Source organism: Actinacidiphila guanduensis (assembly GCF_900103985.1).
Taxonomy (GTDB): domain Bacteria; phylum Actinomycetota; class Actinomycetes; order Streptomycetales; family Streptomycetaceae; genus Actinacidiphila; species Actinacidiphila guanduensis.
In genome coordinates, this window is the sequence record NZ_FNIE01000011.1 from 91,574 (window position 1) to 116,968 (window position 25,395).

A 25,395-nucleotide genomic window follows, 5' to 3' on the forward strand; every position below is an offset into this window, starting at 1 on the left:
CTCGGGCGTGGGGGTCAGCACAGCTTGGAGCTGGCCTTCTTGTTGTTGTAGGAGCACGTGTCGACCTTGGCGCCGGTCGACTTCTTCAGCGTGGCCGTGTCCTTGTCGTTGTTCCAGATGTAATTGCCGCTGCCCCAGTAGCGGTTCGCGGTGGTGTTCGTGCCCTTGCCCGTGTGGACCGTCACCGTCTTGCCGGCGCCCAGGGTGTAGGCGGTGAAGGTGTAGCGGTGGGAGGAGGCGTCCGAGAGGACCCAGCCCTTGAGCGAGACCGCCTTCGAGGTGGTGTTGCGTATCTGGACGTACTCGGCGTTCAGGCTCGCAGTGGAGCGGGTGTCCGACCCCGGGCTGTTGTAGTAGATCTTGTACAGGTGCACGGAGCCGGTGGCGGCCTGGGCCGGCGCGGCGGTCAGCGCGACAGCGGCGGCGCCGGAGACGGCGAGGACCGCCGCGATGCGGGTGAGATGCATGGTTTCCCCTGATTCGAGCCAGGCCCCCTGCCTGGCGACCGTCCACATTAGGGACACACCCGCGGCTGAGGGGCGCTGTTACCGAATCCGGACACCGAGGGGGCAAGGCAGCCTCCCGGAGGACATCCGGAATCGGCGCATAACGGAAGAATCAGTGGACACCCGCAGGGCGAGAGCCGTTCCGGAAGGTGGTGCCCGATGCCCGAACTGCCCGACGTCGAAGGCTTCAGCCGCGTGCTGCGCTCGCACGGCCAGGGGCGGCGGATCGAGCGGGTGGACGTCGCCGACGCCGGGGTGCTGCGCGGGGTCGGCGCGCGCCGGCTGCGGCAGGCGCTGGAGGGCCGCGAACTGGCGGCGCCCGAGCGGCGGGGCAAGTGGCTCATCGCCCGCACCGATCAGGGCCCCGCCCTGCTGCTGCACTTCGGGATGACCGGGCAGCTCGTCGCCTGCCCGCCGGACGAACCCCCGCACCGCTACGACCGCGTACGGCTCGACCTGTCCGACGGCCGCGAGCTGCGCTACCGCGACCAGCGCAAGCTGCAGGGGCTGCGGCTGGCCGACTCCGAGGAGGCCGTGGAGCGGGCGCTGGCCGGGCAGGGCCCGGACGCCGCCACCGTGGACCGCTCGGCCCTCTGCGAGATCCTCGGCGGCCGCCGGGCCAAGCTGAAGGCCGTGCTGATGGACCAGTCCGCGCTCGCCGGCCTCGGCAACCTCCTCGCCGACGAGATCCTGTGGGCCGCCCGCCTCCACCCCGCCCGCCCGGCGAACTCCCTCTCCCCCGCCGAATGCCGCATCCTCCACACGGCCCTGCGCCGCGTCCTGACCCGCTCGATCCGCGCCGGCCGCGTCCCCGCCCCATCCACCTGGCTCACCGCCCACCGCGACGCCTCTTCCCCCCACTGCCCCCGCTGCCACACCCCCCTCACCCACGCCCCGATAGCCGGCCGCACCACCGTCTGGTGCCCCAACTGCCAAAAACAGCCCACCGAATGAGCAAGCAGCAAGCGAAGTAGGGCCGCGAGGGAAACCACCGCGCAGGGCAACGAACGAAGGGGGCGCTGGGGGTACCTCCCAGGCGAAGCTCTGGGGGAGGAACTGCGCGACCAGCCATCATCCGGCGGATGATCCGGAAACGGCCCCGGGCAGCAGCCCGGACGGGGCAAACCAACCACGCACGGCACCAACAAAGGGGCGCGAGGAACTGCGCGACCAGCCAGGAACCGGCGGACGATCCGGAAACGGCCCCGGGCAGCAGCCCGGACGGCGCAAGCCAACCGCGCACGGCACCAACAAAGGGGCGCGAGGAACTGCGCGACCAGCCATCATCCGGCGGATGATCCGGAAACGGCCCCGGGCAGCAGCCCGGACGGGGCAAACCAACCACGCACGGCACCAACAAAGGGGCGCGAGGAACTGCGCGACCAGCCAGGAACCGGCGGACGATCCGGAAACGGCCCCGGGCAGCAGCCCGGACGGCGCAAGCCAACCGCGCACGGCACCAACAAAGGGGCGCGAGGAACTGCGCGACCAGCCATCATCCGGCGGATGATCCGGAAACGGCCCCGGGCAGCAGCCCGGACGGCCAAACCCCGTAATACGCCGCCGCTCAGGCCCGGCGCCTGGCCGACCGCCGCGGCCTCTCCCCCTCCGACTCCCGCACCCGTTTCCGCCGCTTCCCTCCGCTCCGCGATCCCCCACCGGACCCGCCGTCGGACTTCCGCTCCACCGACTCCGCCGTATAGCCCGCCTGCCCCTCGATCGCGCCCTCCACCTCCCCCACGTCGTCGGAGACGTCCTCGACGGCCTTCCCGGCGCTGTCGCCGACCCCCTCCACCGCCTTGCCGGCACCGCCCGCCGCTTCCTTCGCCCCCTTGCCGACCTCGCCCGCGGCCTCCCCCGCGCCCTGACCGACTTCGCCGACCGCGTCGCCGGCGCCCCGGCCCACCTCACCGGCAGCATCACCCGCACCCCGCCCGACCTCACCGACCGCTCGGCTGGCCCCCCGGCCCACCTCACCGGCAGCGTCACCGGCGCCGCGGCCCACCTCGCCAGCAGCGTCACCGGCCCCCCGGCCCACCTCGCCGAGAGCCCGGCCGGCGCCGGAGGCGATCTGCTCCAGGATCTGCGGGTTGCGGTCGATCGTGGCGAGCACGCGCTCGATGATCGCCGCCACGTTGTCGAGCCGTACCTTCAACAGGGCCTGCGCCTCCACCCCCTTGATCCCGAGGTGCACGCGCCCGAGCGCGACATCGACCCCCACATCGAGCTTCAGCAGCTCCAGGACCTCGGCGTGCAGCGACACCCGGCCCCGCAGATCCTCGACCTCGAGGTCGATCTCCTCCACGCTGAGGTTCGGCACGTCGAGCAGTACATCCGGATCGCCGTCCCTGTCGAAGGAGCCGTCGGACTCCCAGTTGTCCCGCTCCTGGGCACCCTCGTCCTCGGGGCGCCCGGTGTCGTCGACGTCATCGGCCACGAGTGTCACCCCTCGTCCTCGTCGTCGTCCTCTTCCTCGTCGTCCAGGTCGTCCCGGTGGTCCTCGTCGTCCTCGTCGTCCAGGTCGTCCTCTTCGACGTCCTCGCCGTCCTCCTCGTCTTCGGCGTCCTCGGCGTCCTCGCCGTCCTCCTCCTCGTCCAGCGCCTCCTCGTGCGTCCGCACGACCTCCCCGTCGCGGATCTCGCCGCGCCAGCCCTCCGGAGGCTCCTCGGCGAGCGTCACGTGCTGCTGGAAGCGCTTGAGGTCCAAGCGGATCCGGCGCCCCTGGGCGCGCCAGAGGTTGCCCGTCTTCTCGAAGAAGCCGACCGGGCGGTACTCGATGACAGCGACCACCCGGGTCAGGTCGGGCGTGATCTCGTGGAAGCTCACGGCACCGTGCGTGGTGCCCTTCTCCCCGTCGGAATCCCAGACGATCCGCTCGTCCGGGATCTGCTCCACGATGTTCGCGTTGGTGCTGCGGTTGGAGAACGCGATCTTGAACTTCCAGTCGGACTCCGTCTCGTCGTCCCCGTAGGAGACGTCGGTGACGCCCTTGGCGAATTCCGGGAACGCCTCGTACTCGCTCCAGTAGTCGTAGACGGTGCGCCGGGGCAGGCCGATGTCCAGGGTCTCCACAACGAGCGTCACCTTGGTGCCGCCACCGCCGCCGCCCCCACCGCCGCCGAGCGCCTCCTTGATGCCGCCGACGGCCTTGCTCCCCGTCTCCTTGACCTTGTCCTTGACCATCCCCGTGGCCAGGTCCTTCATCGACCCACCGCCGATGCCGGGGAGGTTCTTGGCGAGCCCGGAGAGTCCTCCGCCGCCGAGCTTGCCCGCGGTCTTGCCCGCCTTCTTACCGGCTTTCTTGCCGTCGCCGATGCCGGAGAGGGCCTGGGCGGCCGAGCCGACCGCGTGGCGGGCCCGGGCCCCGACGTAGTTGCCCAGTTCGGAGCGCAGTTCCTCCAGCGGGCTCGGGTTCTCGGCCGGTGTCTGCTTCTCGGACGTGGTCATCGCGGGTCACCTCCGACCGCTGCGGGAGCGGGCCGCCTGTGCGGGCTTCTCCGCGGCCGAGCCGCCCGTACGGGCCTTCTTCGCCGCCTTCTTCGCCGGTTTCGCTGCGGCCTTCTTCGCGGGTTTCTCGGCGGCCTTCTTCGCCGCTGCGCCCTTGGCGCCGGCCCGCCGGGCCGTCCCGCGCGCGGCGGACTGCTTGTCGTCGCCGCTGTCCTTGCGGCCGGACGCCCGGCGCCGCGCGGGCCGCTCCTCCTCCGGCGGTTCCTCGTCCTCGGCGTCCTCGGCGTCCTCAGGGGTTTCGTCCTCCAGGTCGCCCTCGTCGGTCCCGTCGCCGGACTCGTCGTCCTCGACGGCACCCTCCTCATCGCCGGCGCCCTCGGCGTCCTCGTCCCCCTCCCCCTCTTCGTCCTCGGAGTCCAGCAGCGCCTGCGTCCGCTTGCGGAGGGCCTCGGTCAGCGAAGCAGCGCCACGGTTCGCCACGCCCGTGACCGCCGAGCGGCCCGTCCCGAGCAGTTCCGTGCGCACCTGCGCACCCAGCTCCCCGAACTGCGGGCTCTGTGCCAGCTTCCTGACCCCCTGGCCGATGAGCGAGGCCGGGTCGAGGCTGCGCCCGGCGACGAGCGAGGCCAGGCTGAGCGCGAGCTTCCCTTTCTTCGTACGGCCGACGACGTATCCGGCGGCCATTCCGGCGGCCAGTGTCGCCTTGGTGTTCGTGTCCATGTGGAGACCTTCGAACGGTCGTCCCGTCCCGGCCGCCGCACGTGCCTTGCGCACCAGCCGACCGTCAGGGCTTCGTCTGGGCGCCTTACCACCTGCTCCACCGACAAACACGGCATACCCACGCAAAGCGCGCCGAGCGGCCCAATCGAGCGGCTCACCGGACGGGCCGGCGGAACATCGCTGGTCGCCGTGCAGACCGGCCGGGACGGGGTACCCGCCGGACCTGGCACCTAACCGGTTGAGAAAGGCGTACTCGTGAAGGCACTCACCTGGCACGGCAAGCGCGACGTACGGGTCGACACCGTCCCGGACCCCGCGATCAAGGACCCCACGGACATCGTCGTCAAAGTGACGACCACCGGCCTGTGCGGTTCCGACCTGCACCTGTACGAGGTGCTGGGCCCGTTCATCGACCCGGGCGACATCCTGGGCCACGAGCCGATGGGGATCGTGGAGGAGGTCGGGCCCGAGGTCACCGCGGTGCGGGCCGGCGACCGCGTGGTCGTCCCGTTCAACGTCTCCTGCGGCACCTGTTTCATGTGCGCCCAGGGCCTGCACTCGCAGTGCGAGACCACCCAGGTGCACGAGCACGGCACCGGCGCCTCCCTCTTCGGGTACACCAAGCTCTACGGGCAGGTCCCCGGCGGGCAGGCCGAGTACCTGCGGGTGCCCTTCGGCAACACGCTGCCGATCCCCGTACCGCCCGGGCCCCCCGACGACCGGTTCGTTTACCTCTCCGATGTGCTCCCCACCGCTTGGCAGGCCGTGGGGTACGCGGATGTGCCGCCCGGCGGCACGGTGGCCGTGCTCGGTCTCGGCCCGGTCGGCGACATGGCGGCCCGGATCGCCGCGCACCGGGGCGCCGCGAAGGTCATCGGCATCGACCTGGTGCCCGAGCGGCTGCAGCGCGCCGAGGCCCGCGGCGTGCACACCTTCGACCTCCAGGAGTACGGCGACAAGATCAGCGACGCCGTCCGCGAGGCCACCGACGGGCGCGGCCCGGACGCCGTCATCGACGCCGTGGGCATGGAAGCCCATGGCGCGCCCCTGGCCAAGGGCATGCAGCAGATGACCACCCTGCTGCCGAACGCGGTCGCGTCCTGGATGATGCAGCGCGTCGGTGTGGACCGCCTGTCCGCCCTCTACCTCGCCATCGACCTGGTCCGGCGCGGCGGCACCATCTCCCTGTCGGGTGTCTACGGCGGCATGACCGACCCGCTGCCCTTGCTGACGATGTTCGACAAGCAGATCCAGTTGCGCATGGGGCAGGCCAACGTCCGTCGCTGGACCGACGACCTGCTCCCCCTGCTCACCGACGCCGACCCGCTGGGCGTCGACGGGTTCGCCACCCACCGCGTGCCGCTCAGCAGCGCGCCGGAGGCGTACGAGATGTTCCAGCAGAAGCGCGACGGCGTGGTCAAGGTCCTCTTCACACCGTGACCGCGCCCGTCTGCTCGCCTGCGCCGCTCCCCGTGCCCGGCGGCCGGCTCAGTGCCCGGCCGCCGGCGAGGTGCGCAGCCGGACCTGCACCTGGCCGCCGTCCGCGACCCGCGCTTCGAAGGCGGGCTGGGCGGCGGTCGCGGGACCGGCGACGTTCCAGCCGTCGGCGAGGCGGAAGCGGCTGCCGTGCCACGGGCACCGCACGCAGTCGTCCTCCACCGCGCCCTGCGACAGCGGCCCGCCGAGGTGGCTGCACTGGTCGGCCAGCGCACGTACCTCCCCGTCCGCGCCGCGCACCACGACGAGGGCCACCTCGCCCACCATCCGCCGCACCGGCTGCCCCTCGGGCAGCTCCGAGAGCGGGCCCACCGCGTGCCAGCCCGGCGGCACCAGCCGCGGTACGACCTCGGCGTGGTTCGCGCCCGCGGCCTGACGGTATGCCAGGTGGCCGCCGATCGCGCCGGCCGCTGCCACCGCCGTCAGCCCGGCGAGCGCGTACGCCCGCCCCCGTACCGGCCGCCGCGTCAGCCTGGCGCCCAGCGACGCCGTGTAGCAGGCAACGGCCGTACTGGTCAGTGCGAGGTGCGCGAGGCCCACCCTCGCTTGCGAGGGCTCCAGCTCGGCCCAGTCCACCAGTCCCGCGGCAGCCGCGGGCACGGCGCCGGCCAGCCCGGCGGCCACCAGCAGGCCCGAGGCCCGGCCGCCGCCGGGCGTCCAATCGAGCACCGCCGAGGACATCCAGGCCCCGATCGGCACCTGCACCATCAGCGGGTGCACGGGGTGCCCGAGCCACCGCCCGTGCAGGCCGTCCCGGAACCGTCCCAGCGGCACCGCCCGCACTGCCTTCCGTACCGTCTCGATCACTCCGTCGAGTGACCCGGCCTGCTCCAACCGCCCCATCGCGCCCAGCACCCGGCCGGGCCGCTCCGGGTCGGGCAGTGCGCTCCGCAGCAGCTTCGCGCCCGTCGATACCGTGCTCACCCTCGCGTCACCTCTCCCGCCCTCCGCCGCGGGACAGGTGCCCGTACGCGGTGGTCTCGGTCGTCCGACGGGCTCGGTCGGCCCGCTGCCCTGCTCTGCTGGTGCGGGCCCTGGTCCGGGGCACCGCCCCTTCAGCCTCCCCGGGCCGGCCCCACCCCGCGAGCGCTCGCGCCGTCCGCGTGACGGCTACGTCGAGCCGCGCGGGTCGCCCGGGGCCGGGTCAGCGCTGCTTCTTGGGCGGCGCGTGCTTCGCCGGGGCCTTGCGCGAGGGCGCGGGCTCCTCGCGCGGGGGCTGCTTGCGGGGCGGGCGGGGGCCGCCCTGTCCGGCGAGGTCGGGGGTGGACACGGTGGGCGGCAGGTCGGGGGTCATGTGCGGAGAACGCGGGGTGTCCATCAGGGTGGCCTCCGCGCTCAATGGTGTCCGTGGGCGGTGTCGGCCGCGCCGCCGAACAGGCGGGCCACCGCGCGGAACGGCAGTGAGACAACGGTCGCGATGGCGTGGCCAATGGCTCTGAGGACGTCTGCTATGGCCGTGAGCATCAGGCACTTCCTTTCCGGGATTTCTCCGGGGGCCCTGCCGAGGCTCTCCGGGAGCCGAGGAGCCCGGCCGGTCCGGGCCGTCCTCCGCAACGGTTCGGCTACCCCGTCGGCGCCCGACCATGAGGCCCGACCGCGAGGACGGTCTCGGATCAGCCCGCCAAGCCAACGCTCATGGGTGCTGCCCCGGTATGCCCGGTGCCGGGCACGCGGCCGAACGGGGTGGTCCGCCATGGAGGAGGAACCGCGTCACCGCGTCCGCCACGCACCCTTGGCTCATGTCGACGCCGTGTCCCGACGTGTCCACGGTGACCAGGCCGGCGCGGTGGCCGAAGGCTCGGCGGGTGGCCTCTGCTCCGGAGGGGGCCGTCGAGGGGTCGGCGGTGTTCTGCAGCAGCAGGATGTTGGCCGGGCCGTGGGGGTGGGGCGCCGGGGCCCGGTCGGAGGTGGGGGTGGTCCAGAAGGCGCAGGGCCAGACGTTCTGCGGGGAGCCCGCGGTCAGCGGGTAGCGGGCGGCGCTGCGGGCGACGGCCGCTCGGTAGTGGGCGAGGTCGCGGGGCCAGGCCGAGTCGTTGCAGACGACGGCGTCCTGGGCGCTGACGAAGTTGTCGCTCAGGGTCTGCCCCCAGGGCAGACTCGACGATCCGCCGGGCGGCAGTTCGCCGGTGCGGGCGTCCTTGATCAGCCCGGCGAGCAGCGGGTAGTACGACTCCTGTTCCAGCAGGGCCTCTTGGGCTTCCAGCAGCAGGTTTCCGGTGAGGGAGCCGCCGTCGGCGAGGACGATCGGACGGCTGTTGAGGGTGCGTGCGGTGGACAGGACGGCGGACCGCACGGCGGTGCCGGTCGTGCCGAGGTGGTAGGTGGCGTCGCGGGCGGCGGCCCAGTCGGCGAAGACCGGGAACGCGGTCTCCACCGCCTGGCCCTTGTGCTCGATGGCCTCCTTCACCCCGCCCGGCGGCACCACGCTGTTGAGCAGCACCCGGCCGGAGGAAGCGGGGAACAGCGAGGCGTAGACGGCGCCGACGAACGTGCCGTACGAGGTGCCGGTGTACGACAGGGCGGGCAGGCCCAGGGCGCGGCGGAGGCTGTCGATGTCGCGGGCGATGTTCGCCGTGTTGACGTAGGGCAGTTCGCTTCCGCCGTGGGCCGCGCAGGCGGCCGCGACACGGGAGGCCCATGCCACGTTCGCGTCCGTGGAGCCGTCCGCGGCCGGGTACGGAACGCCGGTGGCCTCGCTGCGGTCGGCGGGCGCCACCTCGCAGTCGAGCGGCGAACTGGCCCCTATGCCACGGTAGTCCATGCCGTAGAGGTCGGTGTGGGCGACTACCTCGGGCGGCAGTGCGCCCTCCTCCGCCGACGGCAGGTCCAGCCCGCCGAAGCCGGGACCGCCCTGACCCACCATCAGCGGCAGCGGGTGCGCGGCGCCGGAGCGGATGCGGGAGACCTCGACGGCGATGCGGGATCCGTGCGGCCGCCGGTAGTCGAGCGGGACAGTCAGGCGGGCGCACTGCTGGCGCGGGTCCCGCGGCACGGACACCGACTCCGGTTCGGCCGGCGGACAGGCCCCCCAGCTCAGTGGCACGGGCGCCTGCGCCGAGGGAACGCCGGGCCCCCGCGCGGCCGCCGGCGCGGCCCCGGTGCCGGCGAGGCACCCCGCCGCGGCCAGCACGGCGAGCCCGCCGGCCCACGGCCGCCTCGTCCGCGAGCGCGCCCGTGACCGTAACGCCGACGGCCTGAAGGCGGCCGCGACGGCTTTGACGCATGCGACGAACCTGCTCCCGGACATGGCACACCCACCTCGACTCGATCGGGAAGCCGGTCCCGGAAGGACGGGGCCGACACCGATGATCATCGACGGAACCGCTCGCCGCCGCCTCAACCCCCGGGTGGAAAAGCGGGTGGAGATCCGGGTGGAGAGACGAGTGGAGCGCCGGTCGGCGCCGCCCGCCGCGCCAGCCCGCGGCGGCTCCGGACTCTCGGCACAACCCCGGGCAGGGCCCCGGTCGGGCCCCTGGCGGACCCCCTGGCGGACCCGCCCCCGGCGCCGTCGCCCGGCCGTTGTCAGACCCTCCTGCAAGACTTCCGGCATGGCGACTTGGCAGCAGTTCGCGCACGAAGCACCCGAGCTCGCGGCGGATGTCCGCGCCCGGTTCGAGGCGGCGAAAAGCCATGTCCTGGCGTCCTTGCGCAAGGACGGCTCACCGCGGGTCAGCGGGACGGAGGTGACGTTCTCCGGGCCCGACCTGTGGATCGGCTCCATGCTGCACGCGGTCAAGGCGCGCGATCTCATACGGGACGGGCGGTGCGCCCTCCACGCCCATCCGCAGGACGCGGCGGAGCCCGGCGACGCGAAGGTCGCGGGCACCGCCGTCGAAGTCGTGGGCGAGCAGCGGGAGGGCTATCTGACCGGGGCCGAACCGCCCGGCGACTTCCACCTGTTCCTCATCGATCTGCACGAGGCGGTGGTCACCGGCGTGGACGGCGACGAGCTGGTGATCCGGGTGTGGCGGCCCGGGCAGGGCGTGCGGACCGTGCGCCGCAGGTAGCGGCCGGCGGCGGCGTCCTGCCCGGGCGGCTCCTCAGCTGTCCAGCACGCCCGTGCCGAGCAGGCCGAGCAGCAGCACGCCGATGATGATCCGGTAGGTGATGAACGCGTTGAAGGAGTGCCGGGCGACGAACCTCAGCAGCCACGCGATGGAGGCGTAGGCGATGCCGAAGGAGACGATCGTGCCGACGGCGAGCGGTCCTGCCCCCACGCCGGTGCCGAGGGCGTCCTTGAGTTCGAGGAGCCCGGCGCCGGTGAGGGCAGGCAGGCCGAGGAAGAAGGACAGGCGAGTGGCCGCGGTGCGGTCCAGGTCGAGGATGAGGGCGGTGGACATGGTGGCGCCGGAGCGGGAGAAGCCGGGGAAGAGCAGGGCGAGGATCTGCGAACAGCCCACCCACATCGCGTCCTTGAACGAGGTGTCGTCCTCGCCGCGCTTGTGGCGGCCCATCTGGTCGGCGGCCCACATCACGCCGCTGCCGACGATGAGCGAGGCGGCCACGACCCACAGCGAGCCGAGCGGGCCGTCGATGAGCGGCTTGGCGGCGATACCGACGATACCGATGGGGATCGTCGCGTAGATCACCCACCAGGTGAACTTGTAGTCGTGGTGGTAGCGTTCCTCGCGGTTCCGCAGGCCGCGCACCCAGGCGCCGACGAAGCGGGCGATGTCGCGGAAGAAGTAGACGAACACGGCGGCGATCGCGCCGACCTGGATCACCGCGGAGAAGCCGACAACCGCGTTGTCGTCCACGGGTATGTTCATCAGCCCCTCCGCGATCTTGAGGTGGCCGGTGGAGGAGACCGGCAGGAACTCGGTCACCCCCTCGACGACGCCCAGTACAGCGGCCTGGCTGATGTTGATGACGCTCATCGACTTCCATCTCTGCGGACGCCCGGCCCCGCGGCCGGCGTGTGGCACACTCGCTCGGGGACTTCTACGTCACCGTAGAATTTCTACATGACTGTAGAAGATGGGTGAGGGAGACGGCAAACCACATGAGAGCCGAGGGACGCGACGCGGGAACCGGCAACGGATACGGCAACAGACGCGGAATCAGACACCGCGAGGGGCACAGCGAGGGGCACCCCCGGGGCGACGACGGGACACCCGGCGGGGAACGGGCCGCGGAACGGTCCGACCGGCGCGCCCCCCAGCCGCGCCGGGCGAGCGGGGAGCGCGAGGCGGAGGTGCTCGCTGTGCTGCAGGGCGCCGGCCGGGCGCTGACCCCCGGCGAGGTCGCCGCGCAGCTCTCCGGCGACCCCGCCTACACCACAGTCGTGACCGTGCTGTCGCGGATGCACGACAAGGGCCTGCTCACCCGGCGCAAGCGGGGCCGGGCCTTCGCCTACACGCCCGTCGCCGACTCGCACGGGCTGACCGCCCGCCGGATGCGCCAGGAACTCGACGCCGACACCGACCGCCAGGCCGTGCTCTCCCGCTTCGTCAACGACCTGTCCGACGAGGACGAGCAGCTGCTGCGCGGCCTGCTCGGCGACCTGCCGGAGGAGCGGTAGCCACCCATGCTCCTCCACGTGCTCGTGTACCTGCCGCTGCTCTTCCCACTGCCCGCCGCGCTCGGGGCGCGGCCGCTGGCCGAGCGGCTGGACCCGCGCTGGGCGACCTGGCTGCTGACCGGCTGCGCCCTCGCGCTGGCCGCGCTGAGCTGCGCGGCGCTCGGGGTGCTCGCGGTGGCGGGGGTGGTCCGGCTGGAACCGGCGGGCTGGATCGGCGGCTGGTCGGCCGGCACCGTACGGGCCCACGACTCGGTCTCGCTGCCGGAGTCGGTCCTCGCGGGGCTGGCGCTGGCCGCGGCCTGCGCCGCGGGCGGCCGGATCGTGTGGCGCCGCTCGCGGTCGCTGCTGGGCGCGGCGCTCGACGCTGCCTGCCTGCCCGGGCCCGACCAGGTGGTCGTCGTCCCCGACCGCTACCCCGACGCCTTCGCGCTGCCCGGGCTGCCCGGCCGGGTCGTCGTCTCCAGCGGCATGCTGGACGCCCTCGACGCGCGCGACCGCGAGGCGATGCTCGCCCATGAGCGGGCGCACCTCGCCTGCCACCACTACGCCTTCGTCGCCCTCGCCCACCTGGCCGCGGCCGTCAACCCGCTGCTGCGCCCTGCCGCCACCGCCGTCGCCTACACCGTGGAGCGCTGGGCCGACGAGCGGGCGGCCGAGGAGTGCGGGGACCGCCGTCAAGTGGCCCGCGCGGTGGGCAAGGCGGCGCTGGCGACCAGCCGCTCCTCCGCGCCGCGCCGCCTGCCGCAGGCCGTCCTCGGACTGCTGGGCCTGCCTCGCCGGGCGGCAGGCGACCGCCCGGGCCCGGTCCCCCGCCGCGTCGCCGCGCTGCTCGCCCCGCCACCGGCCCACCACCCGCTCACAGGGCCGGTCCTGGCCGCCGCGACCGCGGCCGTCTTCGTCGGCGTCAACGCCGTCTGCGCCTTCGCCGCCGCGCACGACCTCCACCACCTGCTGGAACTCGCCGGCGCCCACTGACCGGCACGGCGCCGGCGGCCCGCGCTTCCACCCCGGCCGCCACATCGGCACATTCCGCCCGGCCGCCGCCCCCGGGCCGACACGTGCCCTCCGCTGGCCGCCCCGGCCCGGCACACCCGGCGACCACCTGTCCCCTCCACCGGCCTGGGGCCCATGCGGAAGCGCCGGCACCGGCGCCTGCGGCACCTGTCAGTCCAGCCTCCACCAGGCCCATGGCCCGGCCCACCCCCGTGGCCGCCAGTCCCTGCTCCGGCCCACCCCCGTGGCCGCCAGTCCCTGCTCCCGTGCTCCCCCGCCGCACCCCGCACCCCCAACCCGAAGCCCTTCCCCCGGGCCCGCACCCCGCCAGAGGGCCCCGCCCCACCGGGAGACAGCACGCCCCCGTCCGCCCGAAAGGGCTCAGTGCTCCTTCTCGTACGCCGACACGACCTGCTCCGTCGGGCCGTCCATCAGCAGCTCGCCCTTCTCGATCCACAGGACGCGGTCGCAGGTGTCGCGGATGGACTTGTTGTTGTGGCTGACGAGGAAGACGGTCCCGGCCTCCTTGCGCAGCTCGCGGATGCGCTGCTCGGAGCGGGTCTGGAAGGCGCGGTCGCCGGTGGCCAGGGCCTCGTCGATCATCAGCACGTCGTGGTTCTTGGCCGCGGCGATGGAGAACCGCAGCCGCGCGGACATCCCGGAGGAGTACGTGCGCATGGGCAGCGAGATGAAGTCGCCCTTGTCGTTGATGCCCGAGAAGTCGACGATCCCCTGGTAGCGGGCCTGGATCTCCTCGCGGGACATGCCCATGGCCAGGCCGCCGAGGATGACGTTCGTCCCGCCCGTCAGGTCGTTCATCAAGGCGGCGTTGACGCCGAGCAGGGAGGGCTGGCCGTCGGTGTAGACGCGGCCGCGCTCGGCGGGGAGCAGGCCCGCGATGGCCTTGAGCAGGGTGGTCTTGCCCGACCCGTTGGTGCCGATGATGCCGATCGCCTCGCCGCGGTAGGCGGTGAAGGTGATCCCCCTGATCGCGTGCACCAGGTGCACGTTCGGCGAGCCTTGGCGCAGCAGCAGGCGGGCGAGTGCGGCGGTGGCGCTGCCGCGGCCAGTGGCGGCGGTGTGGATGCGGTAGGTGACGTGCAGGTCGTCCACGACGACGGTCGGCACCCTGCCGGCCGCGGGCACGGCCGCAGCGGGCCCGGGGACGGCCGCGGGGCCGTCCCCGGGCCGGTCGGGTGCCGTCTGCTCCGGCGCGGGCTCGTTCGTCACGTCGCTCTCCTCGCCGGTCCCGTACCCCCTGCTCGCCCCGATTCACACCGATTCGCCCGTCCGGTGGGGGTCGGCACCGCCCGATGGTGGGGTTTCCCGCACCCGCGAAGCCGGCGGCTGGCTCCATGTCGCTCGCCGGCCGCGGTCCGTAGGGTCGTGGGGGCAGGAAACCGGCAGGAAGCCAGCAGCGGACGGGCACGAAACGGGCACGGAGCACGGACGGGCCGACGGGGAGGACGGGGACCATGGGGGCTGGTGGAGTCGCGGCGCGCCCGCCGCGGGCGGGCGAGGCACTGCGGCCGGCGGCGCTGACGAAGGTGGACGAGGGCGGCGCGGGCCCGGTGACGGCGCCTGACGAGGTACCTCTGCCGGGGGCGGGCCGGGGCGCCGCCCGGCGGGCGACCCGGCCGGCGGCCCGCGGCGCGGGAGCGTCGTGACGGCCCGGATCCCGTGGGAAGTCGAGCGGCGTGCCCGGCCGGGCTGGGGCGCGCTGCTGGCCTGGCAGGCCGCGGTGAGCGTGGTCGTCGGGCTGGTGTGCACGTTCGTGTGGCTCGGCGAGCGGCCCCAGTATTTCTGGCCGCGCTGGGTCTGGTTCGGCCTGGCGCTCAACGTCGTGGTGCAGTACGTCCTGCGGTGGGCGCTGCGGCGGCCGCGCCACCGGGGGCGCAGCCGGGGCTTCACCGTGCAGGCCGCGCTCAGCGCGGTGTACGTCGTCATGGACGTCACAGTGTGGGGGCTGACCGGCGGCGGCTTCTTCTGGCCGGTGTTCACCACGCCGGCGGTCGCGCTGGCGCTGGTCGTCCACGGCTGGTGGCTGCAGCGGCTCCCGGCGGTCCGCGAACGCGAACTCGCCGACCGAGTACGGGTGCTCAGCCGTACCCGCAGCGGCGCCCTGGACGTCCAGGCCGCCGAGCTGAAGCGCATCGAGCGGGACCTGCACGACGGTGCCCAGGCCCGCATGGTGTCCCTCGCGATGAACCTCGGCCTGGCCGGTGAGCTGCTGCGCTCCGACCCCGACACGGTCGCCGAACTCCTCGCCGAGGCCCGCGCCACCACGCTTTCCGCGCTGGAGGAGCTGCGAACGGTGATGGAGGGCATCCAGCCGCCGGTGCTCGCCGACCGCGGCCTGGTGGGCGCCCTGGAGGCGGTGGCGCTGGACATGGCGGTTCCGGTCGAGGTGCGCGCGGAGGTGCCCGGGCGGCTTCCGGCGCCGGTGGAGTCGGCGGTGTACTTCGCCGTCACCGAGGCGCTGGCCAATGTGGTCAAGCACGCCCGCGCCTCCCGCGCCTGGATCACCCTCTCCCACACCGCCGGTAGCCTGACCGTGCTCGTCGGGGACGACGGCGCCGGGGGCGCGGACCGCGGGGCCGGTACGGGGCTGCGGGGCGTGGAGCGCCGCCTGGAGGTCTTCGACGGGACGCTCACGGTGGACAGTCCGGCCGGGGGGCCGACCCGGGTGACGATGGAGGTACCTTGCGCGTTGTCATCGCCGAAGACCTCGCCCTCCTCAGGGACGGGCTGACCCGGCTGCTGCAGGCGCACGGCTTCGAGGTCGCCGCGGCCGTCGGGGACGCGGCGGCGCTGGGCCGGGCGCTGGAGGACGAGAGCGTGGACGTCGCCGTGGTGGACGTGCGGATGCCGCCGACGTTCAGCAACGAGGGGCTGGCCGCCGCGATCGAGGCCCGCACCCGGCGCCCCGGTTTCCCGGTGCTGGTGCTCAGCCAGTACGTCGAGCAGCTGTACGCGCGGGAGTTGCTGCGCTCGGGCGAGGGCGCGATCGGCTACCTGCTCAAGGACCGGGTGGCGGACGTGCCGGGGTTCATCGACACGGTGCGGCAGGTGGCGGCGGGGGCGACGGTGCTCGATCCGAAGGTGGTGGCCGCGATGGTGACCCGCGTGGGCGGCCATGAACCGCTCACCCGCCTCACCCCGCGCGAGCGCGAGGTCCTCTCGCTGATGGCCCAGGGCCGCTCGAACGCGGGCATCGCCGGAGCGCTCGTCGTCACGGAGAACGCGGTGAGCAAGCACATCAACAACATCTTCACCAAGCTCGACCTGCCGGCCGCGCCCGACGACAACCGCCGCGTCCTCGCCGTCCTGACGTACCTGCAGGACCCTTCCTGACGGGGTCCGCCGCCCGGGGTCGGGGCTTTCCCGTCCCCGGTCCTACCCCTCCGCGCCGGCGAAGCTCCGGAGGAGGAACTGCGCGGCCGGCACCGCCGCCGGGGAGCAAACCCCGGCGGCGGGCAGCCGCACCCTTAACTGCGAAGGACCGCCCCCGTGCGGGCGGCAGCGGCTGCCACGGCCGCTTCGCGCGCCGCGGAGGCGTCCTCCGCGGTGAGCGTGCGGTCGGGCGCCCGGAAGCGCAGCGCGTACGCCAGGGACTTGCGGCCCTCGCCGATCTGCTCGCCGGTGAAGATGTCGAACAGCCGCAGCGATTCGAGGAGTTCGCCGGCGCCGTCGCGCAGGGCGGCCTCGACGTCGGCGGCGGGCACGGCCGCGTCGACCACGAGCGCCACGTCCTGGGTGGCGACCGGGAAGGTCGACACGTGCGGACCGGTGACGCGGCCGCCGCCCACCCGCTCGATGACGTCGAGGTCGACCTCCATCGCGCAGGTGCGCTCGGGCAGTCCGAGCGCGGCGACCACGCGCGGGTGGAGTTCGCCCGCGTACCCCACGGGCACCTGCGTGCCGTCCGCGGCGGTCGCGGTGTAGGCGGCGCAGCGGCCGGGGTGGAAGGGCGCGTACTGCGCGGGCCGCACGATGAGTTCGACGCCTGCCTCGCGGGCGACGGTACGGCCGGCCTCCACCGCGTCGGCCCAGGTGGCCGGGCGGCCCTTGCCCCACCAGCCGTCCCGCTCACGGGCGCCGGAGAGCACGGCGGCCGCGTGCTGCGGCTGCTCGGGCAGCGCGGCCTTGAGCGCCTCGATCTCCTCGTCGGTGGGCCGGCGGTCCACCGGCAGCCGCTCGGGAGCGGTGGCGCCGTCGGTGGGGTGGAAGACCAGTCCGGTCTCGAAGAGCGCCACGTCCTGGGCGCCGCGGCCGTGGTTGCGGCGCAGGGTGGCGAGCAGGCCGGGCAGCAGGGTGGTGCGCAGGCCGGGCTCGGTGTCGTCGAGCGGGTTGGCGAGCAGCACCAGGCGGCGGCGCGGGTCGTCGGCGCCGAGCCCGAGCCGGTCGAAGTCCGCCGCGGAGACGAACGGGTAGCAGGGCGCCTCGACGTACCCGGCGCCGGCCAGTGCCCGTCCGACCCGGCGGCGCAGCCGCTGGGTGGCGGTCAGGCCGCGGCCGGGGCGGGGGCGGGGCAGGGTGGAGGGCAGGTTCTCGTAGCCCTGGAGGCGGATGACCTCCTCGGCGAGGTCGTTGGGCGCGCCGAGGTCGGGCCGCCAGCTGGGGACGGTGACGATCAGCTCGTCGGAGCCGTAGACGTCGCAGCCGATCTCCTGCAGGCGGCGCACCACGGTCTCGCGGCCGTAGGTGGTGCCGGCGACGCGGTCGGGGTGGTCGGCGGCCATGGCGACGGTGCGGGGCGCGTAGGGCAGCACGACCTCGGTGACGCCGGGCTCCGCGGTGCCGCCGGCGAGCAGCACCAGCAGGTCGACGGCGCGCTGGGCGGCGGCGGAGGTGGCCTGCGGGTCGGTGCCGCGCTCGAAGCGGCGGGACGCCTCGGAGGCGAGCTTGTGCCGGCGGGCGGTGCGGGCGATCGGCACGGGCGCGAAGTGCGCGGCCTCGATGACGATCTCGCTGGTGCCGCTGTCGGGCCCGGAGTCGGCGATCTCGGTGTGCGCACCGCCCATCACGCCGGCCAGGCCGATCGGGCCGGAGTCGTCGGCGATGACGAGGTCCTCCCCGTCCAGGACGCGCTCGGCGCCGTCGAGGGTGGTGAGCTTCTCGCCGGGCTGGGCGCGGCGGACGGTGATCGGGCCGTTGAGCCGGCTGCGGTCGTAGGCGTGCAGGGGCTGGCCGACCTCGAACATCACGTAGTTGGTGATGTCGACGGCGAGCGAGATGGGCCGCATGCCGACCTTCTGCAGCCGGCGCTGCAGCCAGATCGGCGAGCGGGCCTCGTGGTTGACGCCGGTGACGGTGCGGGCGGTGAAGCGGTCGCAGCCGGTGGGGTCGTCGATCCGCACGGGGTGCCCGTCCGGGTTGGGCCCGGGCACGTCGATGAGGGCCGGGTCGCTGAGCGGCAGGCCGTAGGCGATGGCGGTCTCGCGGGCGACGCCGCGCAGCGACAGGCAGTAGCCGCGGTCGGGGGTGACGGCGATGTCCAGCACCTCGTCGACCAGTTCGAGCAGCGCGATGGCGTCGGTGCCGGCCTCGTGCTCGGGCGGCAGGACGACGATGCCGTCGTGGTCCTCGCCCATGCCGAGTTCGCGGGCCGAGCAGATCATGCCGTGCGAGACGCGGCCGTAGGTCTTGCGGGCGGAGATCCGGAAGTCGCCGGGCAGCACACCGCCGGGCAGGATGACGACGACCTTGTCGCCGACCGCGAAGTTGCGGGCGCCGCAGACGATCTCCTGCGGCTCGCCGGTGCCGTTGGCCTTGCCGACGTCGACGGTGCAGAACCGGATGGGCTTCTTGAAGCCCTCCAGCTCCTCGATGGTGAGCACCTCGCCGACGACGAGCGGGCCCTGCAGCCCGGCGCCGAGCTGCTCGACGGTCTCGACCTCCAGGCCGGCGGAAATGAGCTTGGCCTGGACGTCGCGGCCGGTGGTGCCGGCGGGCAGTTCGACGTACTCCCGCAGCCAAGAAAGCGGGACCCGCATCAGATCTCCATCCCGAACGGAAGGGTGAAGCGCACGTCACCCTCGACGATGTCTCGCATGTCCTCGACGTTGTGGCGGAACATCAGCATCCGCTCGATGCCGAAGCCGAAGGCGAAACCGCTGTACTTCTGCGGGTCGACACCGCAGGCGACGAGCACCTTGGGGTTGACCATGCCGCAGCCGCCGAGCTCGATCCAGCCCTCGGAGGAGCAGGTGCGGCAGGGCCGGTCGGGGTTGCCGACGGACTCGCCGCGGCAGACGTAGCAGAGCATGTCCATCTCGGCGGACGGCTCGGTGAAGGGGAAGTGGTTGGGCCGCAGCCGGGTGGTCATGCCCTCGCCGAACAGGGAGACCACCATGTGGTCCAGGGTGCCCTTCAGGTCCGCCATGGTCAGGCCCTCGTCCACGGCGAGGAGCTCGACCTGGTTGAAGACCGGGGTGTGGGTGGCGTCCAGCTCGTCCGAGCGGTAGACCCGGCCGGGGGCGATCACGTAGACCGGCAGCTCGCGCTCGAGCAGGCTGCGGATCTGCACGCCGGAGGTGTGGGTGCGCAGCACCAGGCCGCTGTCCTGGGAGCCGTCGGCGGCGGCGACGAAGAGGGTGTCCTGCTCGCTGCGGACGGGGTTGTCCACCGAGATGTTGAGCGCGTCGAAGTTGAACCACTCGGCCTCGACCTCGGGGCCCTCGGCCACCTCGTAGCCCATGGCGACGAAGATGTCCTCGATCCGGTTGCTCAGCGTGGTGAGCGGGTGGCGGGCGCCGGCGGGCACCCGGTCGTACGGCAGGGTGACGTCCACTGCCTCCTCGACGAGCACCCGCGCATCCCGCTCGGCCTCCAGCTCGGCCTGCCGGGCGGCCAGCGCCTGGTTGACCGCGCCGCGGGCCTGGCCGACCCGCTTGCCCGCCTCGGCCTTGGCCTGCGGCGGCAGCGCGCCGATCTCGCGGTTGGCGAGCGCCAGCGGGGAGGTGCCCCCGGCGTGCGCGGTCTTGACGTGCGTCAGCGCGTCCAGATCGGCGGCGGCCGCGATGGCCGCGAGCGCCTCGTCGCGCATCCGCTCGACCTGCTCCGGCTGCAACGCCTCGACCTCGACTGGGTCGTACGACTTGTTCGGTGCCGACATCTCTTCCCGTTCCGACTGTGGGTGCTGTGCCCGGATCTGCCCGGCTCGGGCACATGCCGGAAACCGAGTCTAGTGGTCCCGGTGTGTGCGCCGGGCTGGGCGGTCACGGGCTGTGGACAACGGTGGCGCCCGTCGGAGCCTGTCCCGCGCCGCCTGGCTGCGCCTGCGGTCAGGCGAGGTACGCGGGGGCCCCGACGGGCAGGACGAATCGGAACTGGGCGCCGCCGCCGGGGGCCCGGCCGACGCTGATCGAGCCGCCGTGCGCCTCGACGATCCCCTTGACGATGTAGAGGCCCAGGCCGGTGCCGCCGCGCTTGCTGCCGCGCCAGAAGCGGGTGAAGACGCGACTCATCGACTCCTCGGGGATGCCGGGGCCTTCGTCGCTCACGGTGACTGCCGTGCCTTCCGTGCCGTGGCCGCCGCCGGTCGCGGCGGCTGGGGACACGTCGATGGTGACAGTTCCCTCGCCGTGCCGCACCGCGTTTTCCAGCAGGTTGCCCAGGATCTGGTCCACCTTGTCGGGGTCGGCCCACAGCGCGGGCAGCGGCCCGCCGGTGGTGACGGCGAACCGGTCGGCGCTCTGTCCCGCGGCCACGTGGGCGTCCACGTGGTGCCGCACGGCGGCGACCATGTCGACCGGCTGGCGGTGCACCTCCAGGCGGCCGGAGTCGATGCGGGAGATGTCCAGCAGCTCGGCGATCAGCCGGGTGACGCGGTTGGCGTCGGCGTCCACCGTCTCCAGCATCAGCTTCTTCTGGTCCTCGGTGAACCGCTCCCACTTGGCGAGCAGGGTGGCGGTGAAGCCCTTGACGGAGGTGAGCGGGGAGCGCAGCTCGTGGGCGACGGTGGCGATCAGCTCGGCGTGCGAGCGCTCGGTGCGGCGCCGGGCCTCGGTGCCGCGCAGGGTGACCACCAGGCGCTGCACGGGCCCGCCCGGGGTGCGCCGGACGTACTTGGCGGCGACCAGCACCTCGCGGCCGCCGGGCAGCAGCAGGTTGCGCTCGGGCTGGCCGACACGGATGGCGAGGCCGCCGTAGGGGTCGGTCAGCTGCCACCAGCGGCGGCCGTCGAGGTCCTCCAGCGGCAGCGCCTGCTCGACGGGACGGCCGAGCACGTCGGCGGGGCGCAGCGCGGTGATCCGGGCCGCGGCGGCGTTGAAGACCACCACGCGGCCCTGCTCGTCGGCGACGACCAGGCCGTCGGGCAGGTCGTCGGGGTCGACGCCCGCGGCGGGCGCGAAGGTGTCCGCCGCTGCGTCCGGCGCGCGGCCGGACGGCGGCGCGGGCCACTGCGTGGGCGCGTCCCGCACCCCGTTCTGCGGCATCACGTCCAACGCCGCCACCCCCCTCTCAGGGCCCCCGGGGGCGCCACCCTACTAGCTGGAGATGACGCTTCGGCACCCTGCGGGTGCGCGCTGCGCCCGGGCGGAGGCGTACAGGCACACCGCGGCGGCCGTGGCGAGGTTCAGGCTCTCGGCGCTGCCGTGGATGGGCACGCGGACCACCTCGTCGGCCAGCCGGCGGGTCTCCTCGGGCAGGCCCCACGCCTCGTTGCCGAACACCCAGGCGGTGGGGCCGCCCATCCGCTCCTCGTCCAGCTCGGTGTCCAGGTCGCGGGTGCCGGCGCCGTCGGCGGCGAGGACCCGCAGTCCTGCCGCCCGCAGCCCGGCCACGGCGTCGGTGACGGGCACGCCCACGGCGACCGGCAGGTGGAAGAGGCTGCCGGCGGAGGCCCGTACCGCCTTGGGGTTGTAGAGGTCGACGGAGGCGTCGGTGAGCACCACAGCGTCGGCTCCCGCGGCGTCGGCGCAGCGCAGGACGGTGCCGGCGTTGCCGGGGTCGCGCACGTGGGCGAGGACGGCGACCAGCCGCGGCCGGGCGGCCAGCACCCGTTCGAAGGGGGTGTCGAGGAAGCGGCAGACGGCGACGAGGCCCTGCGGGGTGACCGTGTCGGACATCTCCGCGATCACCTCGGGGGTGGCGGTGAGCACCGGGGCGCCGGCCGCGCGGGCGGCCTCGACGAGGTCGCGGTGGCGGTCGGCGGCCTCGGGCGTGGCGTACAGCTCGATCAGGGTGCGGCCGTCCCCCGTGCCGCCGTGGGCGGCGGCCTCCCGCACGGCCTGCGGGCCCTCCACCAGGAACCGCCGCTCCTTGCCGCGGAAGCTGCGCCTGGCCAGGCGGTGGGCGGCGGTGACGCGCGCGGACCGCAGCGAGGTCAGGTCGGGCGTGGACGTCACGTCGGGGGCTCCACTGGTCGGGGTGCGGGGGTGGCGCGCGCCTGAGGGCACGGCGGCCGTTTCCGGCGGGGCGAGCGGGTGGGCGCGAGGGGCGCGGCGGGGGCGCGAGGGACGCCGGGCATGCCGCGGGCCCGCGGGCGATCACTCGCCCGCGGGCCCGGAGACTTCCCCCTCGGCCGGGGCGGCGTCAGGCGGCCTTGGGCGCGTTGACGTCGGCGGGCAGGGCCTTCTGGGCGACCTCGACCAGCGCGGCGAAGGCGGGCGCGTCGTTGACGGCCAGCTCGGCGAGGATCTTGCGGTCCACCTCGACGTTGGCGGCCTTCAGGCCCTGGATGAAGCGGTTGTACGTGATGCCGTTGGCGCGGGCGGCGGCGTTGATCCGCTGGATCCACAGCTGCCGGAAGTCGCCCTTGCGCTTCTTGCGGTCGTTGTAGTTGTAGACCAGGGAGTGGGTGACCTGCTCCTTGGCCTTGCGGTACAGGCGCGAACGCTGGCCGCGGTAGCCGCTGGCCTGCTCGAGGATCGCCCGGCGCTTCTTCTGGGCGTTGACTGCCCGCTTGACGCGTGCCACTTGATGACTCCTTCTGGGGGGCCGCGGTTGTCGTCACACGGCCCGAAAGCGAATGGGGGTCCCGGAGGGGAACCGCGCGCCCCGTCGGGGGCGCGCGGGTCACTTGCCGAGAAGCTTCTTGATCTTCTTGGCGTCCGCCGGGGCCACCTCGACGGTGCCGGTCAGGGCGCGCGTCTTGCTGGACGGCTTGTGCTCGAGCAGGTGGCGCTTGCCGGCGCGCTCGCGCAGCACCTTGCCGGAGCCGGTGATCCTGAAGCGCTTGCTCGTACCGCTGTGCGTCTTGTTCTTCGGCATGGCGCCGTGGTCTCCTCGTCGCTGGCCCTCCCGGCGCCCGTTTTCGGGCGCACGGAGAGCGTCAGTCCTGCGACTAGTCCTGCACTAGTCACGCAATGGGGTCCTGCACTGCCCGGAGCCGCACGGGCTCCGGGGTCCTACGGGGTGCTGCTACGGCGTGCCGAAGGCGCACGGCCCTCGCGTCCACCAGGGGGTCAGCCGGCGTCGGCCGGCTCCTGCTCCTCGACGGGCGCGTCGGCCGTGTCCGCCTGGCGACCGGCCTTGCGGGCGGCCTGCGCCTCGCGGGCCTCGGCCATCGCCTCGGTCTTCTTCTTGTGCGGACCGAGGACCATGATCATGTTGCGGCCGTCCAGCTTCGGGTTCGACTCCACGAAGCCGAGCTCCTGCACGTCCTCCGCGAGCCGCTGGAGCAGGCGGTAGCCCAGCTCGGGGCGCGACTGCTCGCGTCCGCGGAACATGATCGTGATCTTGACCTTGTCGCCCTGCTTGAGGAACCGGACGACGTGACCCTTCTTGGTGTCGTAGTCGTGCGGGTCGATCTTCGGCCGGAGCTTCATCTCCTTGATGACCGTGTGCGCCTGGTTCTTGCGCGCCTCACGGGCCTTCATGGCCGACTCGTACTTGAACTTCCCGTAGTCCATGAGCTTGCACACGGGCGGACGGGCGTTCGCCGCGACCTCGACCAGGTCGAGGTCGTACTCCTGCGCAAGCTCCAGGGCCTTGGCAAGCGGCACGATGCCGACCTGCTCGCCGCTGGGACCGACAAGTCGCACCTCGGGAACGCGAATCCGGTCGTTGATGCGGGGCTCGGCGCTGATGGGGCCTCCTCGGTTGCACCACGCGGCTGACTGGCCGACAGCCGCGCTGGGGTTCGTCTTTCTCTTCACCCCGTGCTCCGACGTGAGACGCCAAAAAACGCCCCGGACCGGAACACAGGCGGGGCTCCTCACAACCGGGAGCACCGCCGCGATATTCCGCGGGGCGCATCGGACGGCATTACCGCCGACGCCTGGGCGCCGACTCATGCCATCTGACCGGGGACCCCTCGGCCGGGGGCCGAGCAGGTGGGAGATCGGAGCCTCCACTTGGTGGCCGGACACAGGTGTCCGACCGGTCGTTCACCAAGCATAGCAGCGCAGGGGCAAAGGTCGTAATCCGCCGGACGGGGCATATCGTGTCCCGTATGAGCAGCGACGCACCCGCACCCGACTTCGACACCCTGACCCGCGACATCGCGGACGTACCCGCGGTGGAGGTCATCACCACGGTGGCGGTCCACCTGATGAGCGCGGCCGCGGTGAACCTGGGACTGGCCGAGGAGGGCGCGCAGCACAAGGACCTCGACGAGGCGCGCAAGCTCATCCAGGCGCTGGCCGGCCTCGTCACCGCCACCGCCACCGACCTGGGCACCTTCCACGCGGCCCCGCTGCGCGACGGCCTGAAGTCCCTGCAGCTCGCCTTCCGCGAGGCGTCTCTCGTCCCGGACGAGCCGGGCCAGGGCCCGGGCGAGAAGTTCACCGGCCCGGTCTACGGCTAGCCGCCGGGGCCGTCCGCGGAGCATCCGCACCCATGGCGGCCGGGGCGAGCGCCCCGGGCGCCGGACACGACAGTCAAGGGCACCCGATCGGGTGCCCTTGACTTGTTGACCGTCTGCCGCACCCCTGGTGCCCAGGACTGGTGCTCAGAAGTCGCCCTCCGCGCGGGCCTCGCGCTCCTCGCGGGCGGCGGCCGCCCGGGCCGCCTCGATCGCCGGGTGGGTGACTTCGTGGACCACCGCCGCCAGGGCCGCGCCCACCAGCGGCGCCACCAGGAAGAGCCACACCTGGATCAGCGGCGGGCTGCCGGCGAAGATCGCGGGGCACAGGCTGCGCGCGGGGTTGACACCCGCGCCCGTGACGGGGATGCCGATCAGGTTGACCACGGCCAGCGCCAGGCCGACGGCCAGGCCGCCGAAGCCGAGCACGGCGACCCGGCGGGTCACCGAGAGGTAGACCATGACCAGCAGGAACGTCAGGATCAGTTCCAGCACGAAGGCGCCGAAGATGTTGACGCCGATCGCCGAGCGGTAGCCGTACCCATTGGTGCCGAACCGGCCGTGCGTGGTCAGTCCCGGTACCTGGTGGACCACCAGCAGGAGGAGCGCGGCGCCCACGATCCCGCCGAGGATCTGCGCGATCCAGTACTCGACCGCGGTACGCACGGTGATCCGGCGGGCGAGAAGCATGCCGAGGGTGACGGCGGGGTTGACGTGGCTGCCGGAGATCGGGCCGATCACGTAGGCGAGCACCACCAGGGTGAAGCCGAAGGCGAGCGCGATGCCCAGGGTGCCGATGAACTGCCCGCCGAGCACGGCGGCGCCCACGGCGAGGAAGACCAGCAGCAGCGTGCCGAGGAACTCGCAGGTGACCGTGCGGACGTCCACCGAGCGCAGATCGAGTGAGCCGAGTTCGAACGGGCGCGACCTGTCCATGGGGCCTCCTGGAGGAGTGATCG

Annotated in this window: 26 protein-coding genes; 8 read left to right on the plus strand and 18 right to left on the minus strand. The window is 73.5% G+C overall.

The window, feature by feature from the left end; genetic code table 11:
* Positions 1 to 14 precede the first annotated feature (14 nt).
* On the minus strand, positions 15 to 467 hold the full coding sequence (locus tag BLR33_RS23735; protein ID WP_093786609.1) for a lamin tail domain-containing protein: 453 nt from the start codon (positions 465 to 467) through the stop codon (positions 15 to 17).
* Positions 468 to 665: 198 nt separating this feature from the next.
* On the opposite strand from BLR33_RS23735, the gene BLR33_RS23740 reads away from it, so the two are divergent.
* Positions 666 to 1,460: an Fpg/Nei family DNA glycosylase gene (locus BLR33_RS23740; protein ID WP_093786610.1), complete on the plus strand. Its 795-nt coding sequence runs from the start codon at positions 666 to 668 to the stop codon at positions 1,458 to 1,460.
* 613 nt (positions 1,461 to 2,073) lie between these two features.
* Here BLR33_RS23740 and BLR33_RS35650 read toward each other — a convergent pair.
* The 3 genes from BLR33_RS35650 to BLR33_RS23755 are packed head-to-tail and all read right to left on the minus strand — an operon-like array spanning position 2,074 to position 4,673.
* Positions 2,074 to 2,943 carry a hypothetical protein gene (locus tag BLR33_RS35650; protein WP_218136689.1) on the minus strand — a complete coding sequence of 290 codons (870 nt, stop codon included), beginning with the start codon at positions 2,941 to 2,943 and terminating at the stop codon, positions 2,074 to 2,076.
* 5 nt (positions 2,944 to 2,948) lie between these two features.
* Positions 2,949 to 3,953: an SRPBCC family protein gene (locus BLR33_RS23750; protein ID WP_093786611.1), complete on the minus strand. Its 1,005-nt coding sequence runs from the start codon at positions 3,951 to 3,953 to the stop codon at positions 2,949 to 2,951.
* Between the two features lie 6 nt (positions 3,954 to 3,959).
* A complete protein-coding gene (locus tag BLR33_RS23755; protein WP_093786612.1) occupies positions 3,960 to 4,673 on the minus strand; it encodes a hypothetical protein in 714 nt (237 codons plus the stop codon).
* A 255-nt stretch (positions 4,674 to 4,928) separates the two neighbouring features.
* Between BLR33_RS23755 and BLR33_RS23760 the strand changes: the two genes are divergently transcribed.
* Positions 4,929 to 6,113 carry a zinc-dependent alcohol dehydrogenase gene (locus tag BLR33_RS23760; protein ID WP_093786613.1) on the plus strand — a complete coding sequence of 395 codons (1,185 nt, stop codon included), beginning with the start codon at positions 4,929 to 4,931 and terminating at the stop codon, positions 6,111 to 6,113.
* A 48-nt stretch (positions 6,114 to 6,161) separates the two neighbouring features.
* Here the strand turns inward: BLR33_RS23760 and BLR33_RS23765 are convergent, their stop codons facing one another.
* The 4 genes from BLR33_RS23765 to BLR33_RS23770 form a co-directional block, all read right to left on the minus strand.
* Complete coding sequence (locus tag BLR33_RS23765) at positions 6,162 to 7,094, minus strand: Rieske 2Fe-2S domain-containing protein (protein WP_407639717.1); 933 nt, start codon at positions 7,092 to 7,094, stop codon at positions 6,162 to 6,164.
* A gap of 220 nt (positions 7,095 to 7,314) precedes the next feature.
* Positions 7,315 to 7,488 (minus strand): hypothetical protein, encoded by a 174-nt coding sequence (locus tag BLR33_RS35300; RefSeq protein WP_176930422.1) that lies wholly within the window; start codon positions 7,486 to 7,488, stop codon positions 7,315 to 7,317.
* Positions 7,489 to 7,505: 17 nt separating this feature from the next.
* On the minus strand, positions 7,506 to 7,634 hold the full coding sequence (locus BLR33_RS36760) for an LPFR motif small protein (RefSeq protein WP_265737048.1): 129 nt from the start codon (positions 7,632 to 7,634) through the stop codon (positions 7,506 to 7,508).
* A 169-nt stretch (positions 7,635 to 7,803) separates the two neighbouring features.
* A complete protein-coding gene (locus BLR33_RS23770) occupies positions 7,804 to 9,162 on the minus strand; it encodes an alpha/beta fold hydrolase (RefSeq protein WP_218136690.1) in 1,359 nt (452 codons plus the stop codon).
* Positions 9,163 to 9,718: 556 nt separating this feature from the next.
* On the opposite strand from BLR33_RS23770, the gene BLR33_RS23775 reads away from it, so the two are divergent.
* The gene (locus BLR33_RS23775; RefSeq protein WP_093786615.1) at positions 9,719 to 10,177 is read left to right on the plus strand and encodes a pyridoxamine 5'-phosphate oxidase family protein; all 459 of its coding nucleotides are present in this window, start codon (positions 9,719 to 9,721) and stop codon (positions 10,175 to 10,177) included.
* A gap of 33 nt (positions 10,178 to 10,210) precedes the next feature.
* On the opposite strand, the gene BLR33_RS23780 is transcribed toward BLR33_RS23775, so the two are convergent.
* Positions 10,211 to 11,047 (minus strand): undecaprenyl-diphosphate phosphatase, encoded by an 837-nt coding sequence (locus BLR33_RS23780; protein WP_093786616.1) that lies wholly within the window; start codon positions 11,045 to 11,047, stop codon positions 10,211 to 10,213.
* Between the two features lie 125 nt (positions 11,048 to 11,172).
* On the opposite strand from BLR33_RS23780, the gene BLR33_RS36260 reads away from it, so the two are divergent.
* On the plus strand, positions 11,173 to 11,691 hold the full coding sequence (locus tag BLR33_RS36260; RefSeq protein ID WP_093786617.1) for a BlaI/MecI/CopY family transcriptional regulator: 519 nt from the start codon (positions 11,173 to 11,175) through the stop codon (positions 11,689 to 11,691).
* Between the two features lie 6 nt (positions 11,692 to 11,697).
* Positions 11,698 to 12,666 carry a M56 family metallopeptidase gene (locus BLR33_RS23790; protein WP_093786618.1) on the plus strand — a complete coding sequence of 323 codons (969 nt, stop codon included), beginning with the start codon at positions 11,698 to 11,700 and terminating at the stop codon, positions 12,664 to 12,666.
* A gap of 399 nt (positions 12,667 to 13,065) precedes the next feature.
* Here BLR33_RS23790 and BLR33_RS23795 read toward each other — a convergent pair whose 3' ends face one another.
* Entirely contained in the window at positions 13,066 to 13,830 is a 765-nt protein-coding gene (locus BLR33_RS23795; RefSeq protein ID WP_407639720.1) for an ABC transporter ATP-binding protein, read from the minus strand.
* Positions 13,831 to 14,347: 517 nt separating this feature from the next.
* On the opposite strand from BLR33_RS23795, the gene BLR33_RS23800 reads away from it, so the two are divergent.
* Positions 14,348 to 15,436, plus strand: a complete 1,089-nt coding sequence (locus tag BLR33_RS23800; protein WP_245771623.1) for a sensor histidine kinase — start codon at positions 14,348 to 14,350, stop codon at positions 15,434 to 15,436.
* Complete coding sequence (locus BLR33_RS23805; protein WP_093786619.1) at positions 15,388 to 16,038, plus strand: LuxR C-terminal-related transcriptional regulator; 651 nt, start codon at positions 15,388 to 15,390, stop codon at positions 16,036 to 16,038. The genes BLR33_RS23800 and BLR33_RS23805 overlap by 49 nt, the downstream gene beginning before the upstream one ends.
* A gap of 134 nt (positions 16,039 to 16,172) precedes the next feature.
* Here BLR33_RS23805 and pheT read toward each other — a convergent pair whose 3' ends face one another.
* From pheT to infC, 7 genes are all read right to left on the minus strand, one after another.
* The gene (gene pheT, locus BLR33_RS23810) at positions 16,173 to 18,680 is read right to left on the minus strand and encodes a phenylalanine--tRNA ligase subunit beta (RefSeq protein WP_093786620.1); all 2,508 of its coding nucleotides are present in this window, start codon (positions 18,678 to 18,680) and stop codon (positions 16,173 to 16,175) included.
* Positions 18,680 to 19,801, minus strand: coding sequence for a phenylalanine--tRNA ligase subunit alpha (gene pheS / locus BLR33_RS23815; protein ID WP_093786621.1), 1,122 nt, complete (start codon positions 19,799 to 19,801; stop codon positions 18,680 to 18,682). The genes pheT and pheS overlap by 1 nt, the downstream gene beginning before the upstream one ends.
* A 169-nt stretch (positions 19,802 to 19,970) precedes the next feature.
* Entirely contained in the window at positions 19,971 to 21,125 is a 1,155-nt protein-coding gene (locus tag BLR33_RS23820; RefSeq protein WP_093786803.1) for a sensor histidine kinase, read from the minus strand.
* Positions 21,126 to 21,176: 51 nt separating this feature from the next.
* On the minus strand, positions 21,177 to 22,037 hold the full coding sequence (locus tag BLR33_RS23825; protein WP_093786622.1) for a TrmH family RNA methyltransferase: 861 nt from the start codon (positions 22,035 to 22,037) through the stop codon (positions 21,177 to 21,179).
* Positions 22,038 to 22,224: 187 nt separating this feature from the next.
* On the minus strand, positions 22,225 to 22,608 hold the full coding sequence (gene rplT / locus BLR33_RS23830) for a 50S ribosomal protein L20 (protein ID WP_093786623.1): 384 nt from the start codon (positions 22,606 to 22,608) through the stop codon (positions 22,225 to 22,227).
* A gap of 99 nt (positions 22,609 to 22,707) precedes the next feature.
* Positions 22,708 to 22,902 carry a 50S ribosomal protein L35 gene (gene rpmI / locus BLR33_RS23835; RefSeq protein ID WP_093786624.1) on the minus strand — a complete coding sequence of 65 codons (195 nt, stop codon included), beginning with the start codon at positions 22,900 to 22,902 and terminating at the stop codon, positions 22,708 to 22,710.
* 194 nt (positions 22,903 to 23,096) lie between these two features.
* Entirely contained in the window at positions 23,097 to 23,789 is a 693-nt protein-coding gene (infC, locus tag BLR33_RS23840; RefSeq protein ID WP_093786625.1) for a translation initiation factor IF-3, read from the minus strand.
* Between the two features lie 296 nt (positions 23,790 to 24,085).
* Here infC and BLR33_RS23845 point away from each other — a divergent pair, with 296 nt between their 5' ends.
* Positions 24,086 to 24,439 carry a DUF1844 domain-containing protein gene (locus BLR33_RS23845; protein ID WP_093786626.1) on the plus strand — a complete coding sequence of 118 codons (354 nt, stop codon included), beginning with the start codon at positions 24,086 to 24,088 and terminating at the stop codon, positions 24,437 to 24,439.
* A gap of 144 nt (positions 24,440 to 24,583) precedes the next feature.
* On the opposite strand, the gene BLR33_RS23850 is transcribed toward BLR33_RS23845, so the two are convergent.
* The gene (locus tag BLR33_RS23850; protein ID WP_093786627.1) at positions 24,584 to 25,372 is read right to left on the minus strand and encodes an aquaporin; all 789 of its coding nucleotides are present in this window, start codon (positions 25,370 to 25,372) and stop codon (positions 24,584 to 24,586) included.
* Positions 25,373 to 25,395: the final 23 nt, after the last annotated feature.

Bases quoted from the DNA above. Each gene is read 5' to 3' on its own strand.
- BLR33_RS23735 (WP_093786609.1), bottom strand. From the start codon at position 467: ATGCATCTCACCCGCATCGCGGCGGTCCTCGCCGTCTCCGGCGCCGCC.
- BLR33_RS23740 (WP_093786610.1), top strand. From the start codon at position 666: ATGCCCGAACTGCCCGACGTCGAAGGCTTCAGCCGCGTGCTGCGCTCG.
- BLR33_RS23750 (WP_093786611.1), bottom strand. From the start codon at position 3,953: ATGACCACGTCCGAGAAGCAGACACCGGCCGAGAACCCGAGCCCGCTG.
- BLR33_RS23755 (WP_093786612.1), bottom strand. From the start codon at position 4,673: ATGGACACGAACACCAAGGCGACACTGGCCGCCGGAATGGCCGCCGGA.
- BLR33_RS35300 (WP_176930422.1), bottom strand. From the start codon at position 7,488: ATGGACACCCCGCGTTCTCCGCACATGACCCCCGACCTGCCGCCCACC.
- BLR33_RS36760 (WP_265737048.1), bottom strand. From the start codon at position 7,634: ATGCTCACGGCCATAGCAGACGTCCTCAGAGCCATTGGCCACGCCATC.
- BLR33_RS23775 (WP_093786615.1), top strand. From the start codon at position 9,719: ATGGCGACTTGGCAGCAGTTCGCGCACGAAGCACCCGAGCTCGCGGCG.
- BLR33_RS23780 (WP_093786616.1), bottom strand. From the start codon at position 11,047: ATGAGCGTCATCAACATCAGCCAGGCCGCTGTACTGGGCGTCGTCGAG.
- BLR33_RS36260 (WP_093786617.1), top strand. From the start codon at position 11,173: ATGAGAGCCGAGGGACGCGACGCGGGAACCGGCAACGGATACGGCAAC.
- BLR33_RS23790 (WP_093786618.1), top strand. From the start codon at position 11,698: ATGCTCCTCCACGTGCTCGTGTACCTGCCGCTGCTCTTCCCACTGCCC.
- pheT (WP_093786620.1), bottom strand. From the start codon at position 18,680: ATGCGGGTCCCGCTTTCTTGGCTGCGGGAGTACGTCGAACTGCCCGCC.
- pheS (WP_093786621.1), bottom strand. From the start codon at position 19,801: ATGTCGGCACCGAACAAGTCGTACGACCCAGTCGAGGTCGAGGCGTTG.
- BLR33_RS23820 (WP_093786803.1), bottom strand. From the start codon at position 21,125: ATGCCGCAGAACGGGGTGCGGGACGCGCCCACGCAGTGGCCCGCGCCG.
- rpmI (WP_093786624.1), bottom strand. From the start codon at position 22,902: ATGCCGAAGAACAAGACGCACAGCGGTACGAGCAAGCGCTTCAGGATC.
- BLR33_RS23845 (WP_093786626.1), top strand. From the start codon at position 24,086: ATGAGCAGCGACGCACCCGCACCCGACTTCGACACCCTGACCCGCGAC.
- BLR33_RS23850 (WP_093786627.1), bottom strand. From the start codon at position 25,372: ATGGACAGGTCGCGCCCGTTCGAACTCGGCTCACTCGATCTGCGCTCG.